This window comes from Mesorhizobium calcicola, from assembly GCF_042682105.1.
GTDB classification, from domain to species: Bacteria; Pseudomonadota; Alphaproteobacteria; order Rhizobiales; family Rhizobiaceae; genus Mesorhizobium; species Mesorhizobium calcicola.
On record NZ_JBHUGY010000039.1, the window covers coordinates 40649 to 57941 of the forward strand.

Here is a 17293-nt window from a genome sequence, read left to right on the forward strand (position 1 = left end):
GCCGCAACAGCCTCGGGCAATGACCTATCTCCCGAAGAATCCCTTCAGCAGGGACGCGCGGCGTTCTCACGGCTCCATTGCCTTGAGCGCTGCCGGAACCGGATAGCGGCTGCCGTCGTAGCGCAGCCGGTAAGTCCGCTTCATGGGCTTGCCGGGATGGGACTGGCACTCGCCATCCTTGTCCGGTGCGGGTTCGTCGGTGTTCGCCCGCTCGACCGCGATGATGTCGTGATAGCCGTGGTGGCTCGCCGGGTTCATTGCCAGGCTGACCTGGCTGGAATGAAAGGATCCGGCGCAACTGGCATCGCCGTCGCCGCCATTGCCGGCCACGGCAAGGCCGCCGAGCACCAACCGCAGGGTATCGCCGGCGAGGGCATAGAGCCGCAGGCCGGTTTCGGCGAAGGGAGTGGCCTGCGAATGGGTTGCCAATTCGATGCGCAGACCAAAGGCGGTTACACCGGGCGCCAGCCCATAGCCGCCGGTATCGAATTCGACCTTGCGGATGGCGATGGCATCATCGGTCATCAGCCCGGGCTGGAGCAGGCGCTGGCGCAGCTGCAGGCTCTTCCTGTCGACGACCAGAAGCTCAATATCGCCAACATGCCTGTCGTCGCCGGATTCGGCGCTGTCGATCAGCGGAACTGCGACCAGCAGCAAGTCATCATGGGCAGGCCATATCTTGCAGACCAGGCCAAATGGCGTTTCACCGTCCGGGAGCGTCAAGGGGATGCTGATATGGGGTTCAAGGGTCAACGAGGCGCCGTCGGCGTTCCTGCGGGCCTTGGGATAAGCCTGCTGCACCAAGGCGACAACATCGCCGCAATCGCCGGCCGCGGCCCAGGCGGGCGACAGACTGGCCGCGACGAGGCCGAGGAAGAGGGTGCGCAACAGTATTCGCATGGGATTCTCACTCATTTGCGGGCTTGCAGACCCCGATGCGGCGTGTTCAGGCCGGCCTCACCTGAATATCGGCAGATTCTAGTGCGCCATCGTCATTTTGACGATAATCGGGATGATGGCGATCATCAGCACCACCGGCAGGATGCACACGGTCACCGGCACCGACATCTTGGCCGGCAGAGCGTGCGCCTTTTCCTCGGCCAGCGACATGCGCTTGTGGCGCATTTCGTCGGAAAAGACGCGCAGCGCCCCCGACAGGCTGGTGCCGAGCTCCTTCGATTGCTGCAGCAGCGTGGCGAAGGAACGCACCTCGTCCAGGCTGAGGCGGTCGGCGAGCGCCTTCAGCGCGTCGTCGAGACTGCGCCCCGCCCTCAGCTCCAGCGACACAAGCTGCAGGTTCTGGCTGAGCGCGGGATAGGTCTTGGCGAGTTCCTTGGAGACGCGCTCGATGCCGGCCTCCATGCTCATGCCGGCATCCGAGCAGACGATCATCAGGTCCATGAAATCGGGAAAGCCGTTGCGGTATTCGCGCCTCTTCTCCCCCACCTTCTGGGTCAGCACCAGACCAGGCAGGAAATAGCCCGCCACGCCCGACAGGATGACGAAGGCCCAGCGGCTGGCCATCGTCGAGTCGGGGCTGCCCAGCCACTGGTTCATCACAAAGGCGCCGATCGCCGAGCCGACCAGCGCGGCGAAGCGCACGAGAAAGAACATACCGACGGCGCGCGGCTCCATGTAGCCCGCCTGGATGAGCTTCATGCGCAGCCGGGCGACATTTTCCGGATCGCTCTTGGCGTAGAATTCCTGCGCCCTCTTCACCGCCTTCTCACGCACGATGCGGGCATTCTTCTTCTGCACCGGTTCGGGCTTGGCGGCCACCGGACCGTCATCCACCTTGAGCCGGCGCTTGACCTCGTTGCGGTCGCCTTTCGCCGTCACCATCGGCCAGGCAACCGCGACGGCACCCACGACCAGCAGCAGGATGGCCACGGGCACCAACGAGGTCGGCGCGAGCGAGGCGAGGAATTCGATGAAGCCTTGCATGTCAGAACCTGAAATTCGACATCTTGAACATCATCAGATTGCCCAGCATCAGCCAGGCGACCGAGCCGCCGATCAGGTACCAGGTCTTCGGCTCACCCCAGACGTCGCGGTAGAAGCCAGGCATCAGCGCCATGATGGCGGCAAACAGCAGCGCCGGTATCGCCGTCAGAATGTAGGCCGACATGCGGCCTTCGGTCGAAATGGCGCGCACCTTGCGGCGCAGTTTGCCGCGCTCGCGGATCGTCAACGCCAGGCCGTCGAGGATTTCGCGTAGATTGCCGCCCGAACTACTCTGGATCGAGACGGCGGTGATGAACAGCGGCAGGTCCTCATGGCCGACCCGGTCGAACAGCGAGTTCAGGGCCGTAACCAGATCCGATCCATAGGTCACCTCATCGGCGATGACGCCAAACTCGGTGCCGATCGGGTCGGGCATCTCGCGTGACACCATGGCGATCGCCACCGGCACCGGGTGCCCGGCCTTCAGGCCGCGCGTGATCAGTTCCAGTGCCTCCGGCAGTTGCGTGCCGAACCGCTTCAGCCGGCGGCCGCGTTTGAAGCGCAGCGTCATCACCGGCAGTATCGGCACAAGCATGACAAACAGGATAAGCCCGAGCAGCGGCGGCATGCCGTACCAGATCGCGGCCACAGCCGCGGCGAACGCTACGCCGCAGGTGATCATCAAGAATTTCGACAGCGGCATGATCATGCCCGACTGGGTTCGCAAGGCGCGGAACCGGTCCGGCGAAAACAGCGACGTCCCCGCGTCAAGGCCGCGCTCCTTGCGCAGCTGGACGAGCACCTGCTCCTGGCTGATCCTGTTTTCCTGCAGTTTCATGCGCCGGTTGATGGCGGTGCGCTTGTCGCTGCGGCCGGCATAAAGCAGGTAGCAGGCCTCGGCGATCAGGATGCCGGTAAGTGCCGCCGCGGCATAGACGACGTAGATCGCGCTGAGCCCGTCGAACACCTGGCTACTCCTGCGGCCGGCCGGGTTCGAAATATCGTCCGGGGAACTCGATGCCCATGGCGCGCAGATCCTCGAGGAACCGCGGCCGGATACCGGTCGCCTCGTAGTGGCCGAGGATCTTGCCGTCGGCCTCCATGCCGGTGCGCACGAAGCGGAAGATCTCCTGCATCTGGATCACGTCGCCTTCCATGCCGGTCACCTCGGCGACGCTCGTCACCTTGCGCTTGCCGTCGGACAGGCGCGTCAGCTGGACGATCAGGTCGAGCGCGCTGGCGATCTGGCTGCGGATCGACTGCACCGTCATCGGCATGCCGGTCATGCCAAGCATCTGCTCGAGGCGTGAAATGGCGTCGCGCGGTGTGTTGGCATGGATGGTCGCCATCGACCCCTCATGGCCGGTGTTCATCGCCTGCAGCATGTCGAAGGCTTCCTCGCCGCGGCACTCGCCGAGGATGACGCGGTCGGGGCGCATGCGCAGCGCGTTCTTGACCAGATCGCGCTGCTTCAATTCGCCATGGCCTTCGATGTTGGCTGGACGCGTTTCCATGCGCGCCACATGCGGCTGCTGCAGTTGGAGCTCGGCCGCGTCCTCGATGGTGATCAGCCGCTCGTCTTCCGGGATGAAGGCCGACAGCGCGTTGAGCATGGTCGTCTTGCCTGTGCCGGTGCCGCCCGAAATGATCGTCGTCTTGCGGGCATGCACGGCCGCCGCCAGCACTTCGGCCATGTTCTGGGTGATGGCGCCGAATTCGACCAGTCTGTGCAGGCCGAGCTTGTTCTTGGAGAATTTGCGGATCGACACCAGCGGCCCGTCGACCGCGACCGGGCGGATGGCGGCGTTGAAACGCGAGCCGTCCAGCATGCGCGCATCGACCATCGGCTGCGATTCGTCGACCCGGCGGCCGACCGCGGCAACGATCTTGTTGATGATGCGCAGCAGATGCGCCTCGTCCTTGAACGGAATATGGACCGCCTGAAGCTTGCCCTTCTTTTCGACAAAGCAGTTCTGGTGGCCGTTGATCAGGATGTCGTTGATATCGGGATCCTTGAGCAGCGGCTCCAGCGGACCGAGGCCGACCATCTCGTCGACGATGTCGTCGACCAGCGCGTCAAGCTCGACGGTGTTGATCGCCATCCGCTCCTGCTTGGTCTTTTCCGACACGAAGTCATGCACTTGCCGGCGCATCTCATCCTTGGGCAAACGCTCCAGCGCGACAAGGTTGATCTCCTCGAGCAGCAGCCGGTGGATACGCACGCGCGCATCGAGCACCTTGTTGGCATTCTTTGCCGGTGCTGCTTCCGGCTTTGCCGGCAAAACCTTTCGGTTCGTCGGAATGACGACAGCATGATGCGCGACCGGTATTGGCTCGGCAGCGCGCTGCGGACGCGCATCGCGGTTCTGCAGGGTGGAAAAGCGGCTGGTCATCCGGCCTTCCTCTTCAGCAATCCCCGGCCCATGCCAAACAGCGAGCGCGATTTCGCCCGCGGTTGGACCGCTTCCTCCGGCAGGATGATCTTCTTCAGATCGTTGATGACATTGGCGTTCGGATCGATCTCGTGCAGCGGCACGCCGCGATCGACCGCCTCGCGCACCAGCCGGTAGTTGTTGGCGATGCCGCCGACGAAATGCTCGCCGAGGATTTCCTGGACGTCCGCCTGCTTGATGCCGTTGTCGAACATCTTCTGCTCGAAGCGGTTGACGATGACGTTCGGCTTCACTTCCTTGCCGGCGGTCTCGTAGACCGCCTGAATCAGCCGCTGCGTGTGGCGCAGGCACGGCACCGTCATTTCCGCGACGATGTAGAGCTTGTTGGAACCGAGCAGCACGGTCTCCGTCCATGGAAACCAGGTGCGCGGCATGTCGATGACGACATTGTCGAAATAGGCCGAGACGAGGTCCAGCATGCGCACCACGACATCGGTCTTGAACGAGCGCATTTCCGCCGGTTGCGTCGGCGCCGCCAGGACGCAAAGCCCGCTGGCATGCTTCGACAGCATCACATCGAGCAATTGCCGGTCGAGGCGTTCAGGCTGGTTCTCGATCTCGGTGATGTCGAAACGCGGTTCGAGGTCGAGATATTCGGCACAGGCGCCCTGCTGGAAATTGAGGTCGACCACGCAAGTCGACGCGCCGCGCGTCACCGAGTGATGCAGCTGGAAGGCGGTCTGCAGCGCCAGCGTCGTGGTGCCGACGCCGCCCGCGGCGGGCATGAAGGTGTAGATCTGCGACTCGGTGTTTTCCTCGCGCCCGGGCCCCTGCAGCGCCCGCACCACGGAGCGCACCAGGTCGGCGGTGGTGATCGGCTTGACCAGGAAATCCGCGACCTTGAGCTGCACCAGGATACGCACGGCGGCGGCATTGAACTCCTGGGTGACGACGACCACCGGCACCTTGTCTTCCAGCCGGCGCATGATGCGCTGCAGCGACTCGACCTCCTCCAGCCTTGCCGCATCCATGTCCACGATGATGGCGCCGAAGTCGGTTTCCTGGATTTCGCCGCGCAGCTCGGTGACGTTCTTTTCCACTGTCGAGAGTTGGATGATCTCGGAGGCGGCGAATGCGGTCCGCGTGTCCTGCACGAAGGTCCTGTCGGTCGATACGAGCAGGATCTTCCTGGTCTTGATGCCGTTTGCCATTCTGTCAGCCTGTCCGGTCGCCGCCTGTTGGATCAGTTGCCCGTGGAATCAATTGCTTGTCGTGGATTGCGACGCCTTCGCATCGGCCGCCTGATCAGGAGTGATGGCCACCGCGCCGCCGCGCTGGGCTGGAACGAGGAGCTTTGTGTTCTGGACACCGTATTTCCACGGATCGACCATCTGCATGACGGTGTCGGCGGCCTGCGCCTCGCCAGCGGCCGACGTCACCCCCTCGGTGCGCACATAGTCGTCGCTGGTGCAGCCGGCGGCGAAGCCGGCCAGCAGCAAGGCGATGCTCGATCTCAAGACCAGGCGCATGGTTTCAGTCCTTCGGCAGGTCGAGGAAATGCCCGACCGTGGTCACGGCAGCCGGCTGCGCGACAGTGCCGCCGGCCATCGCCAGCGCGCGACCGGTGTCGGACGTCTTCACTTCGTCGGTGTTGTTGAGGAAATAGTCGGCGTTGCTGGCCGCCTGCGTACCATCGGTCGGCACGATGAGTTTCTTCGACGGATCGACCGGCTTGACCAGATAAGGTGTGACGATCATGACCAGGTCGGTCTCGCGCCGCTGATAGGATTTCGACGAAAACAGCGCCCCAAGCACAGGCATTTTGCCGAGGCCGGGAATGCGCGATGTGGTGATGTCGTTTTGCGACTGTAGCAATCCGGCGATCATGAAGCTCTGGCCATTCTTCAGGTCGACCGACGTCCTGGCGCGGCGCACGATGAAGCCGGGCACCGATATGCTGCCGATATTGTAAGAGGCCGACGCGTCGATCGAGGAGACTTCCGGCGCGATGTCCAGGCTGACCAACCCGTCTTTCAGCACCGTTGGCGTGAAATCCAGGCTGACGCCGTATTTCTTGTAGCTGACCGAGATCTTGCCGTTGTCCTCGGAGACCGGGATCGGAAATTCGCCACCGGCGAGGAAGCTTGCCGTTTGGCCGGAACGGGCGATCAGGTTCGGTTCGGCCAACCGACGGGCCAGGCCGCGCTCTTCCAGCGCCTTGATGGCGATATCGATCGACACACCGTTCGACAGCAACCGGCCGATGATCTCGCCGGTCCCTGCCGCCGGCACGGTGCCCGGATCGAGCGAGACATCACGCCCGCCGAGGCCGTAGGCAAAATTGGCGCTGTATTTGGCGCCGAGATCCTGGCCCGCCTGGCGGTTGATCTCGACAAAGCGAACGTTGAGCTGGACCTGCTGCGACGACGAGATGTTGACCGAGTTGATCACCTCCTCGGTGCCGGAAAAACGCGTCGCGATCTTGTTTGCCTTTTCGGCGGCGACCGCGTCATCCGCCTCGCCCGACAGCACGACACGGCCGTTGGCCGAGCCGACCTTGATCCTGGCATCCGGCACGCTGGCGCGGATGGTGCTGGCCAGCTGGTCGGTGTCGAGCGTCACCTCGATATCGACGGTGCCGACCAGCTGCTTCTTCTCATCGAACAGCGCGATGCCGGTGGTGCCGAGGTTGTTGCCGAGCACGTAGAAGGATTTGTCGGTCAGCGGATTGACGTTGGCGATCTCCGGGTCGCCGATGACGATCTGGTAGAAGGCGGCACTCGTCATGATGGTCCTCGGCTTGCCCTTGGCCACCTTGATCGACGCATTCTTGGTCGACGACACATAGACGATGTCGTTGTCGGCCCTGGCCGAGGTGCCGAAGGCCAGCATCGCGGCAGCAGCCAGCGAAGCCGCGACAGCCAGGGAGCGCACAACGCGCAACCGTCCCATGACCCGATGTGTTATCAGCCCGAACATTGTCCCGTCCCTCACCCAGTCCCCACTGGCTTCTATTTCTGGTCCCGCAAAGGAACCTGGTATTCCTCGGCCTTTGTGCCGCGCGTTACGATGACCGTCTTGAACTTCGGTTTCTCCGGCCCCTTCGCCACGGCATCGAACAACGAACTGGCCGCCGCCTGCACGTTCGAGGCGACCGATCCACCGAAGGAAGAGATGGTGGTGACGCCGTTCTTGCCGTCACCGCTTTCGCTGGCGGAGCGAAGCGACAGCGACAGCGTGCCGACTGTGCGGGCAAGCGCCACTTTCTGCGCCCCTTCGGTCGTCACCTCGAGGGTCACGGAATTGGCAATCTGCGGCGTTGTCTGGCGCTCGTCGGCGCCCTGCCCGACGCTCAGCACCTTGGCATCGGAGACGACGATCTCGGAGGTGATGGTCGAACCGGCAGCGCCTTGCGCGTTCTTGGCCACTTCCTGGATTTCGCCGGCATCGCGCGTCAGCACGACATCAACCCGGTCGCCAGGCGTGACGAAGCCGCCGACACCGGCAATCTCGTCGGTGCGGATGGTCACCGCCCGCATTCCGGGCGTCAACATGTTGGAAAGCGTCGCGCGGCCATTTGGCCCGGACAGCTTGGCAAGCAGCACCGGTTCGTTGACCTCGATCGGCGTCAGCACCACGCGGTTGCCCTCGCCAAGCAACCCGTCGATGGTCGGGAAGGCACCCTGCGGCAGGGAATCCTGCGGCCAGGGGATTTCGGTGAGCTTCGCGCGGTCGAGCTCCATGCCATAGCGCAACGGAGCATTGGCCACCACGATGGTCTTGAACTCGATTTTGGGTGCGGCCGGCGCGGCGATCGACGCCGTCTTCTCTTCGTTGTCGGCCTTGGCCTGGCTCTTGACCCAGAAATCCGCGGCAAAGATCGAGATCGCGCCGAAAACGGCGGCGATGCCGATCATCGATATGGCCTTGCCCCTCACGCCGAAACCCCTGATGCCCGTAGTTTCTTGTTTTGTTGGGCTCATGCTAGGCGGCATTGTTAAAGAATCAGGAATCTTGCCTGGCGGCATTTGACCTATTTCCGCCGGCTTGGTTATCGAATGGTTTTGGGTTAAGAGGGGGCAATTCCCCGAACGGAACAGGAACCTCGGTCGCTTGGCGCTGAAAAGCGTGGCAGTATCGCGAGGTGATTCGCAGCATCGGACCCTATGGCAGGCATGGACGACAACAACGATCTTTTCGGCAGTCTGGACAAGCAGCCGCAGCCGGTGCGCGCACCGGCGCGCCCGGCGGATCCGCTGGTGCAAGCCACGAAGCGTCCTGCCGCGACCAAGGATGGCAGCGAGGGCTATAGCGCCGCCGACATCGAGGTTCTGGAAGGACTGGAGCCGGTGCGCCGCCGGCCAGGCATGTATATCGGCGGCACCGACGACAAGGCGATGCATCACCTGTTCGCCGAGGTCATCGACAATTCCATGGACGAGGCGGTCGCCGGCCATGCCACCTTCATCGATGTCGAGCTTTCCGCCGACGGCTATCTCACCGTCACCGACAATGGCCGCGGCATCCCGGTCGACCCGCATCCGAAGTTCAAGAAACCGGCGCTCGAAGTGATCATGACGACGCTGCATTCGGGCGGCAAGTTCGACTCGAAGGTCTACGAGACTTCAGGCGGCCTGCATGGCGTCGGCGTCTCAGTGGTCAACGCGCTGTCGGACCATCTCGAGGTCGAGGTGGCGCGTGGCCGCCAGCTCTATCGCCAGCGCTTTTCGCGCGGCGTCCCGGTAACCGGCCTGGAGCACCTAGGCGAGGTCCACAACCGGCGCGGAACAAGAACCCGCTTCCATCCCGACGAGCAGATTTTCGGCAAGGGCGCGGCGTTCGAACCGGCGCGGCTCTACCGCATGACGCGCTCGAAAGCCTATCTGTTCGGCGGTGTCGAAATCCGCTGGACCTGCGATCCGTCGCTGATCAAGGAAAAGGACCAGACGCCGGCCAAGGCGGAGTTCCATTTTCCCGGCGGCCTGAAGGATTATCTCAAGGCATCGCTCGGCGACGAATTCCAGGTGACGCGCGAAATGTTCGCCGGCAAGAGCGACAGGCAAGGCGGCCATGGCTCGCTCGAATGGGCGGTGACCTGGTTCGGCGGCGACGGCTTCATCAATTCCTACTGCAACACCATCCCGACAGGCGAAGGCGGCACGCATGAGGCCGGCTTCCGCAATGTGCTGACGCGGGGCCTGCGCGCCTATGCCGATCTCGTCGGCAACAAGCGCGCCTCGATCGTCACCTCGGAAGACGTCATGATCTCCGCGGCGGGCATGCTGTCGGTGTTCATCCGCGAGCCCGAATTCGTCGGCCAGACCAAGGACCGGCTGGCAACGATCGAGGCAATCCGCATTGTCGAGACCGCGATCCGCGACCCGTTCGATCATTGGCTGGCCGACAATCCGCAGGAAGCCTCGAAGCTGCTCGAATGGGTGATCGCGCGCGCCGACGAGCGGGTACGCCGGCGCCAGGAAAAAGAAGTGTCGCGCAAAAGCGCGGTGCGCAAATTGCGGCTGCCGGGCAAGCTCGCCGACTGCACGCAGAACGCCGCGGCCGGCGCCGAACTCTTCATCGTCGAGGGTGACTCGGCCGGTGGCTCGGCCAAGCAGGCGCGCGACCGCGCCAGCCAGGCCGTGTTGCCGCTGCGCGGAAAAATCCTCAACGTCGCCAGCGCCGGCAATGACAAGCTTGCCGGCAACCAGCAGATTTCGGACCTGATCCAGGCGCTCGGCTGCGGCACGCGGTCGAAATATCGCGACGAGGATTTGCGCTACGACCGCGTCATCATCATGACCGACGCCGACGTCGACGGCGCCCACATCGCTTCGCTGCTGATCACCTTCTTCTACCAGGAGATGCCGGCGCTGGTGCGTGGCGGCCACCTCTATCTGGCGGTGCCGCCGCTCTACTCGATCCGGCAAGGCGGCAAGGTCGCTTATGCACGCGACGATGCGCACAAGGACGAGCTTCTGCGCACCGAGTTCACCGGGCGCGGCAAGGTCGAACTTGGCCGCTTCAAGGGTCTGGGCGAAATGATGGCCTCACAGCTCAAGGAAACCACCATGGACCCGAAGAAGCGCACGCTGCTCAGGGTCGATGTGATCGATGCCGAGGCCGCCACCAAGGACGCTGTCGATGCGTTGATGGGCACCAAGCCGGAAGCCCGCTTCCGCTTCATCCAGGAGCGCGCCGAATTCGCCGAAACGGAAGTGCTGGATATCTGAGCCACAGCCGGGTCTATCTGTTTGTTTTGACGCGATTCCGGACGGAAAACCGCTTCACACTTTTCCTGGAATTGCTCTAGCCTGCGCTTCTGATACGGAGCAGCATGTGATCTGGGCGCGGCTGAAGGGCTATTTCGAGACCAGTTTGGCCGGGCTGACGCAGCCGACGCGTTCGGACTGGATTTTCTCGCTGCGCACCGTTTCGGCCGGCTTGATCGCGCTGCTGGTCGCCTACGCCCTCAAGCTCGACCACCCTCAATGGGCCATGATGACGGTGTTCATCGTCGCCCAGCCTGTCGCCGGCATGGTGCTGGCGAAAGGCTTCTATCGGCTGCTCGGCACGCTTGCCGGGGGCATGGCTGCGATCGGCATTACCACGATCTTCGGCACCGGCCCCTGGGTGCTGGTGACCGTGCTTGCCGTCTGGATAGGCATCTGCACCTTCGTCTCGTCACTGCTGCGCAATCCCGAAGCCTATGGTGCCGCCCTTGCCGGCTACACCGCGATGATCATCGGCCTGCCTGCCTTCGGACAGCCACACCTCGTCGTCGACCTCGCGGTCGCGCGCTGTGCCGAGATCGTGCTCGGCATTGTCTGCGCCGGCCTGACCAGCCGGCTGATCCTGCCCAAACTGGCCAGCGACGCCATCATCTCGCGGTTGAAACGCTGCATTCTCGATCTAGCCACCTATGCCGGTGGCGCATTCTCCGGCGGCGATCCGGCAACGCTGTCGGGCCTGCACCGAAAGCTGGTCGCCGATACGCAGACTCTAGGCGAGATGCGCGCCTACGCCAGGCTCGAAGCGCCGAGCTTCGCGCCCCGCGCCCATCCGGTCCGACGCACCATCGGACAGCTGCTCTCGGCGCTGTCGGCCGCACGCGCGCTGCACTCCCACGCAGCCCCGAAGAACGCGGCGCTCATTCCGGTGCGCTCGGAGCTGCAAGCCCTGGTCAGCGAATTGGCGGCCAAACCCGGCGCGCTGGATGACACCGCGCCCTGGGTGGCCCGGCTCGACGCGATCTCGGTCAAGGCCCGGCAAATGCCCGATGCCTCGGCCGCTCAGGGCGACGACAGGGTCGGCACCATCACCCGACTCACCATCGCCGCCGATTTCGCCGAAGCGCTCAGGCAGGTGTTGCGCGGTCTTGACGCCTTGCGCGCACCTGTCACGCGCCCTGCCCGGGGCAACAGGCAGCCCGCGCTGGTGGTGCACCGCGACTATGCCGGTGCTTCGCGCAATGCGGTGCGCGCTGCCCTTGCCACCTTGCTGGTCGCGGCCTTCTGGTTGACGACGAAATGGTCGGAAGCGGCCGGCACGGTCATTCTCGTTGCCGTCGTGTCGAGCCTGTTTGCCGCTCGCCCCGACCCCGTGCAAGTGGCCTGGGGCTTCTTCAAGGGAACGCTGCTGGCGCTCCCCTTTGCCTTTCTCGTCGGCCAGGTCGCTTTGCCCGCTTTGCCCGGCTTCGGCTGGTTCATGCTGTTTGTCGTGCCTATCCTGGTGCCGACGGCGCTCGCGATGGCCAATCCGCGGTATGTCGGCGTGGCGACGGCCTTCGCCATCAACTTCCTCGCCTTCCTCAGTCCGCATCAGGCAATGACCTATGATCCCAGGCCCTTCTTCGCCGGTTCGGCGTCGATCCTGGTCGGCATCCTGCTGGCGATCGGTGTCTTCATCCTCGTGCTGCCCGCCGATCCGTGGCTCGCGGCCAACCGCATCGTACGCGCCATGCGCGAGGATCTGGCGCGGCTTTGCCTGCATGACCGCGTGCCAAGGCGTTCGGCCTTCGAGAGCCTCGCCTATGACCGCGTCAACCAGCTGATGCCGCTGGTGCAGAATGCCGGCAGGAAGGGCGATGCGGTTCTCGGCGGCAGCGTCGCCGCCGTCACCGTTGGCCTGGAAATCCTGCGGCTGCGCGATGCTGCCCAAGGTCACGCCATCCCGTCCGAGACCGCGCTGTCGATCGCCAACTTCCTGCGGGGACTGGCGCGCGAATTGCTCTTCCGCGCCCCCGGTGATCCGCAGACCTCGACCATCGCCGTTGCCCGACACTATGCGGCGAGCATAGCGCAGCGAAACGGCACCAGCGAGATGCTGCAAGTCGCGGCATCACTGCGCATCATTGCCGCCGCGATAGAGGATTTTCCCGATTTCTTCGCGAGAGAACGGAGCTAGAGCGGCCAAGCGTGTCGAGATTTACTTCAAGCCGCAGCGATCGCCAGCGCGTGACCACGCGCATTCTCACGCAGTGCGTCGAGATGGATCGACTTGATCAAGGCCGCGAGATCGCCTTCCGCCGACTGGCCGCCCAATTCCCTGAGCATCAGCCAGCTGACCTCCTGCACACCGGCGACACGCTTGCCATTGGCGACCTCACGCCAGATTTTGAGCGCGCGCAGGATGATGGCATGCGTGGCGGCGGCGAGGCCTGCGCTGCGAAACAGCGCCTGCAGAGCCACATCGTGCCCGCCGGCCAGAAGCGCCCTCACCCTTTGTTCGGACTGTTGGCTGAGCGCGACCAGCGCCGAGCCGAAGAAATCGACCTTGCCATGCGTGATGGTGCGGATGAGGAAGCTGGCGGTGAGATCGCCGCGCAGCCTGAGATGCTCGATCAGCGCCGGATGTTCTTCCTGGCGCGTGCCTTCGATCAGCGTCACCGATGCCTTGACGCATGCATCGCGCATGACGCGGTCGGCTCGCGCCGCACCCATCAAGGCCATGACCAGCGGCGACGTTTTCAGCATCTCGCCGAGCTTGACGAGCAGCATATGCCGGCAGTCGGCAGGCAGGCGGGCGTCCGATATCAGCGCCTCGCGCACCAGGGGCAGATGGCCGTAGCGTTCGGCCATGCGGCGGAAGCTGAGCGAGGCGATGTCGGCGCCGCTATTGGCGAGCAGCACGGCGCAGGCTTCCGCCTCGCCGATCTCGGCGATCGCCGCCGACAGCGCCATCGAGACGAACGGCCGGTCGGCGATCAATTTCTGCGTCGCTTTCGGACTGCTGGCCACGCGGTTGATCAGGTCGGCGTCGGTGAGCAGAGGCGAACGCGCCAGCACCACGCCGGCGACTTCCGGCTGGTCGGAGGCCAGCGCGCTGATGATCTGCAACGGCGCGTGTTGGCTCATCGACAGCGCTTCGGCCATCGCCAGCCGTACCTTCGAGGAAGCATCGTCGAGCAGCAGCGTGAGCGCCGCCTCGGCGGCACAGCGATCCTCGAAAGGCAGGTCGGAATTGACATAGGCTCGGGCCAGCGCGTTGGCCGCGGCAGCGCGCTCCGAGACCCTGGCGGTGCAAATCCATCTCAAAAAATGCGAAACAACCATACCCGCCTGCTTACGCCCCTTGCCAGAACGCTTCTGGCCCCGTGCAGACGGTAGGCAGAAAAGGTTTACGAACGGTTCACCATGTTCATTAACTGGCTTGCGAGCCCCGAATGCAGCGCCTATCACCCCCATAGGCAGCAGAGGAGCACGATATGGCCGGGCTTTATTTGGAAGAGTTCGTCGTCGGCCGCGTCTTCCAGCACACGCTGCGCAAGACCGTCACCGAGAGCGACAACATGCTGTTTTCGGTGATGACGCTGAACCCGCAGCCGCTGCATATCGACTTCGATTTCGCCGCCAAGAGCGAATGGGGCAAGCCGCTGGTCAACTCGCTGTTCACGCTCGGCCTGATGATCGGCATTTCTGTCAACGACATCACCGTTGGCACCACGGTCGCCAATCTCGGCATGAAGGAAACCGTCTTTCCGCATCCGGTATTCCATGGCGACACCATCCGTGTCGAAACGACGGTGATTTCAGTGCGCGAGTCTAGGTCGAAGCCCGATCGCGGCATCGTCGAATTCGAACATCGCGCCTATAATCAGCACGGCGATCTCGTCGCCAAATGCACGAGGCAAGCGATGATGCTGAAGAAGGCCGCCTGATGCGTTCTCTGCTGTTCGTTCCCGGCGATTCCGAAAGGAAGCTGGAAAAGGGGTTTGGCGCCGGCGCCGACGTGGTCATCGTCGATCTCGAAGATTCCGTTGCGCCACGAAACAAGGCGCTGGCGCGCGAGATCGCGGCACGCTTCATCACCGACCGCAGGGCGCAAACCGGTTCAACGATCTACGTGCGCGTCAACGATCTGTCGACAGGCATGACGGATGACGATCTGGCGGCGCTTGTCTCAGCCAAGCCCGACGGCATCATGCTGCCCAAGTCGAACAACGGCCAGGACGTGCAGCATCTCTCGGCAAAGCTCAGGGTGCACGAGGCCGAAAACGACCTGGCCGACGGCGCGATCAAGATCCTGCCGATCATCACCGAAACACCGGCGGGCGTGCTGGCGGCGGCGACCTATGCTGGCGCAAGCGCGCGGCTTGCCGGCCTCACCTGGGGCGCGGAAGACCTGTCGGCGGCGCTCGGCGCGCGCACCGCCCGCGACGAGCGCGGCCGCTACACGGACGTGTTCCGCCACGCTCGCCTGATGACCATCCTTGCCGCGGGTGCGGCGGAAGTCGCGGCGATCGACACCGTATTCCCGAATTTTCGCGACATGGCGGCCTTCGAAGCGGAATGCGCCGAGGCCGAGCGGGATGGCTTCACCGGCAAGATGGCGATCCACCCCGATCAGGTGCCCGTCATCAACGCTGCCTTCACGCCCTCTGCCGAGGCGGTCAGACAATCGGCGGCAATCGTCGCGGCGTTCGCGGCGGCGGGAAATCCCGGCGTCGTCGGCATAGACGGCAAGATGTATGACCGCCCGCACCTGCGGCTGGCCGAACGTCTTCTGGTTCGGGCCAAGGCAGCCGGGATTTAATGGTTCCTCAGTCCCGCGCCAGCACGATAATCCGGTCTTCCGGCAGATAGGCCAGCGCTTCCGCCCTCAGCGGGTTGACGGTGACGCCGCCCAGCGCCCGCTGGTCGGCCTCTCCGGCGCGGATGCGCCTGTAACCTATGGCGATCTCGCCGCGCAACCGCGCCGATTCCGCGATCGTCCAGAAGGTCAACGGCTGGTCGATCGCGACATAGTCGGCGACCGGACGCATGTAGATTTCGGAGCCCTTCTCGTCGAGCAGGTCATCGAAGATCGCGGCGAGGTGGTGGTTCTCGGACGCCTGCGCCAGCATCAGGCTGACCAGCCTGTTGCTGACGACGAAATCATCAGCCTTGGTCACTGCCGCAAGCTCCCGGTTGCGCACGTCGATCATCTCGCTGACGACGTTGATGTGCAGGCCGGCATCATCCGCGATCTTGCGCAGATGCAGCAGCGTCACCAGCGTGCGCGTATCGGCGGGCTGCGCTGCCATGGTTTCGCTGTAGCCAAGGACGAGCACGTGGTCGTAGGAAGGCACGTCCAGGCTTGCCAGCGCGGTGCTGCTCGACGTGTCGATGACGCGGCAGGAAACCGACAGATTGTCGCCGGCGACCGGCAGCTCGGCGACTTCCTGCTCGAGGCCGGGCGTATCGGCGGCGATGGTCAGGGTCGAACCGGGCGCGACGTAGCGCGACAGTTCATAGGTGATGATCGGACCGCGCCGGTTCCAGCCGAGGACCAGCATGCGCTCCGGCTTCGTCTCGACGGGTCGCGGGCCGAGGATCGCAGCCGCGTCGATCTTGATCCCGGTGCTTCCCAGCTTTATCGCGGCATCGTCCTCGGCGATGATAATGGCGCGGATGCCCTTGCGGATCACCTGGTTCGACGACGGGTTGAGATAGACGCGCCCGTTGCGGTCGCAAAGCCCGATCAGCGCACAGTGCTCATACGCCATCACCGCCTCGCCGAAGGTCTTGCCGATGAGGTCCGGCTGCTCGGCCGTGTAGATTTCGCAGCCGTCGAAATCGAGCAGCTCCGAATAAACACTGCTGAGACCCGACTGCCGGCTCGAATGCACGACAATGCGCGAGATCAGCTGGTCTGCCAGCACGAGCTGTACCTCGGTTCCGCCGACGACGCGGGCGACTTCGGCGTTCTTGCCATCGCGGATCTCGGCGGCGATGTTGTAAGGGGCGGTGCGCCGGTTCGGGTCGTTGACCAGCGCCAGCACCGTCTTGATGACCTGTGAATCCGGATCGTCACTGTCCGGCGACAGCACAATGACCGACCGCGAGGTCTGCGGATTAACGATGGCCAGGTCGTAGAGATCGGTCGGGTCGCCGCTGCGGCAAATGATGCGCGTGTTGCCCAGTTTGCCGACCTTGGCCGCGATCTCGTCCTCCATCTCGACCTTGTCCATATTCGCCATGACGACGATGCGCGGACGGCGACGGCTAGCATTGGCTATGACGAGTTCGGAGATGACGTCGAAGATCGACGGAGACCAGTTGAGGATGATGGTGTGATCGGTCTCCAGCACCCGCGAACGGCCCTTGCGCAATTCATCTAGCTTGCTGTCGACGCCGGCGCTGAGCACGCCGATGAGAGCCGACACCACGAAGATGCCGGCAAGCGTGACGAACAGCATGACGAGACGGAAGGCCCAGCCGGTGTCACCGCCCATCGTGCCGGAATCGAGCGTGCGCATCAGCGATTCCCAGAACGCTTCGAAAAAGTTCAGCGGCTCGCCGCCTTCCGGCGCGATGCGGGTCACCGCAAGGAAACCCGCGGCGGCGATGATGATCAGCAGGGAAAGGACGGCGAGCCACCCGATCAGCGCGATCGGACCGGCGGCCATGCTCTTGTCGAATCCGTAGCGCAGCCGGGTTCCCAGCGAATCTCGTTTCTTCATGTCGCCGATGCCCCGC

The 17293-nt window shown here is 64.0% G+C and carries 14 protein-coding genes; 4 read left to right on the plus strand and 10 right to left on the minus strand.

All coding sequences use genetic code 11. The features are described 5' to 3' along the window. Positions 1-66 precede the first annotated feature (66 nt). From ACFSQT_RS26035 to cpaB, 8 genes are all read right to left on the minus strand, one after another. Positions 67-900 carry a PA3715 family protein gene (locus tag ACFSQT_RS26035; RefSeq protein ID WP_379023529.1) on the minus strand — a complete coding sequence of 278 codons (834 nt, stop codon included), beginning with the start codon at positions 898-900 and terminating at the stop codon, positions 67-69. Between the two features lie 78 nt (positions 901-978). Further along, complete coding sequence (locus tag ACFSQT_RS26040; RefSeq protein WP_379023531.1) at positions 979-1944, minus strand: type II secretion system F family protein; 966 nt, start codon at positions 1942-1944, stop codon at positions 979-981. 1 nt (position 1945) lies between these two features. Beyond that, a complete protein-coding gene (locus ACFSQT_RS26045; RefSeq protein WP_379023533.1) occupies positions 1946-2911 on the minus strand; it encodes a type II secretion system F family protein in 966 nt (321 codons plus the stop codon). Positions 2912-2915: 4 nt separating this feature from the next. Further along, on the minus strand, positions 2916-4337 hold the full coding sequence (locus ACFSQT_RS26050) for a CpaF family protein (protein ID WP_379023535.1): 1422 nt from the start codon (positions 4335-4337) through the stop codon (positions 2916-2918). After that, complete coding sequence (locus ACFSQT_RS26055; RefSeq protein ID WP_379023537.1) at positions 4334-5548, minus strand: AAA family ATPase; 1215 nt, start codon at positions 5546-5548, stop codon at positions 4334-4336. The genes ACFSQT_RS26050 and ACFSQT_RS26055 overlap by 4 nt, the downstream gene beginning before the upstream one ends. Before the next feature lie 48 nt (positions 5549-5596). After that, complete coding sequence (locus ACFSQT_RS26060; protein WP_379023539.1) at positions 5597-5866, minus strand: hypothetical protein; 270 nt, start codon at positions 5864-5866, stop codon at positions 5597-5599. Positions 5867-5870: 4 nt separating this feature from the next. Then, on the minus strand, positions 5871-7289 hold the full coding sequence (locus ACFSQT_RS26065; protein ID WP_379023635.1) for a type II and III secretion system protein family protein: 1419 nt from the start codon (positions 7287-7289) through the stop codon (positions 5871-5873). 59 nt (positions 7290-7348) lie between these two features. Then, positions 7349-8275, minus strand: a complete 927-nt coding sequence (gene cpaB / locus ACFSQT_RS26070) for a Flp pilus assembly protein CpaB (RefSeq protein ID WP_379023541.1) — start codon at positions 8273-8275, stop codon at positions 7349-7351. A 237-nt stretch (positions 8276-8512) separates the two neighbouring features. Between cpaB and parE the strand changes: the two genes are divergently transcribed. Then, positions 8513-10567 (plus strand): DNA topoisomerase IV subunit B, encoded by a 2055-nt coding sequence (gene parE, locus ACFSQT_RS26075; protein WP_379023543.1) that lies wholly within the window; start codon positions 8513-8515, stop codon positions 10565-10567. Between the two features lie 106 nt (positions 10568-10673). Then, positions 10674-12740: an FUSC family protein gene (locus ACFSQT_RS26080; protein WP_379023545.1), complete on the plus strand. Its 2067-nt coding sequence runs from the start codon at positions 10674-10676 to the stop codon at positions 12738-12740. 26 nt (positions 12741-12766) lie between these two features. Here ACFSQT_RS26080 and ACFSQT_RS26085 read toward each other — a convergent pair whose 3' ends face one another. Beyond that, a complete protein-coding gene (locus ACFSQT_RS26085) occupies positions 12767-13888 on the minus strand; it encodes a DUF2336 domain-containing protein (protein ID WP_379023547.1) in 1122 nt (373 codons plus the stop codon). A gap of 152 nt (positions 13889-14040) precedes the next feature. Between ACFSQT_RS26085 and ACFSQT_RS26090 the strand changes: the two genes are divergently transcribed. Then, positions 14041-14493, plus strand: a complete 453-nt coding sequence (locus ACFSQT_RS26090) for a MaoC family dehydratase (RefSeq protein ID WP_379023549.1) — start codon at positions 14041-14043, stop codon at positions 14491-14493. After that, positions 14493-15368: an HpcH/HpaI aldolase/citrate lyase family protein gene (locus ACFSQT_RS26095; RefSeq protein WP_379023551.1), complete on the plus strand. Its 876-nt coding sequence runs from the start codon at positions 14493-14495 to the stop codon at positions 15366-15368. Before ACFSQT_RS26090 ends, ACFSQT_RS26095 begins: the two co-directional genes overlap by 1 nt. A 7-nt stretch (positions 15369-15375) precedes the next feature. Here ACFSQT_RS26095 and ACFSQT_RS26100 read toward each other — a convergent pair whose 3' ends face one another. Beyond that, positions 15376-17277, minus strand: a complete 1902-nt coding sequence (locus ACFSQT_RS26100; protein WP_379023553.1) for a CASTOR/POLLUX-related putative ion channel — start codon at positions 17275-17277, stop codon at positions 15376-15378. Positions 17278-17293 lie beyond the last annotated feature (16 nt).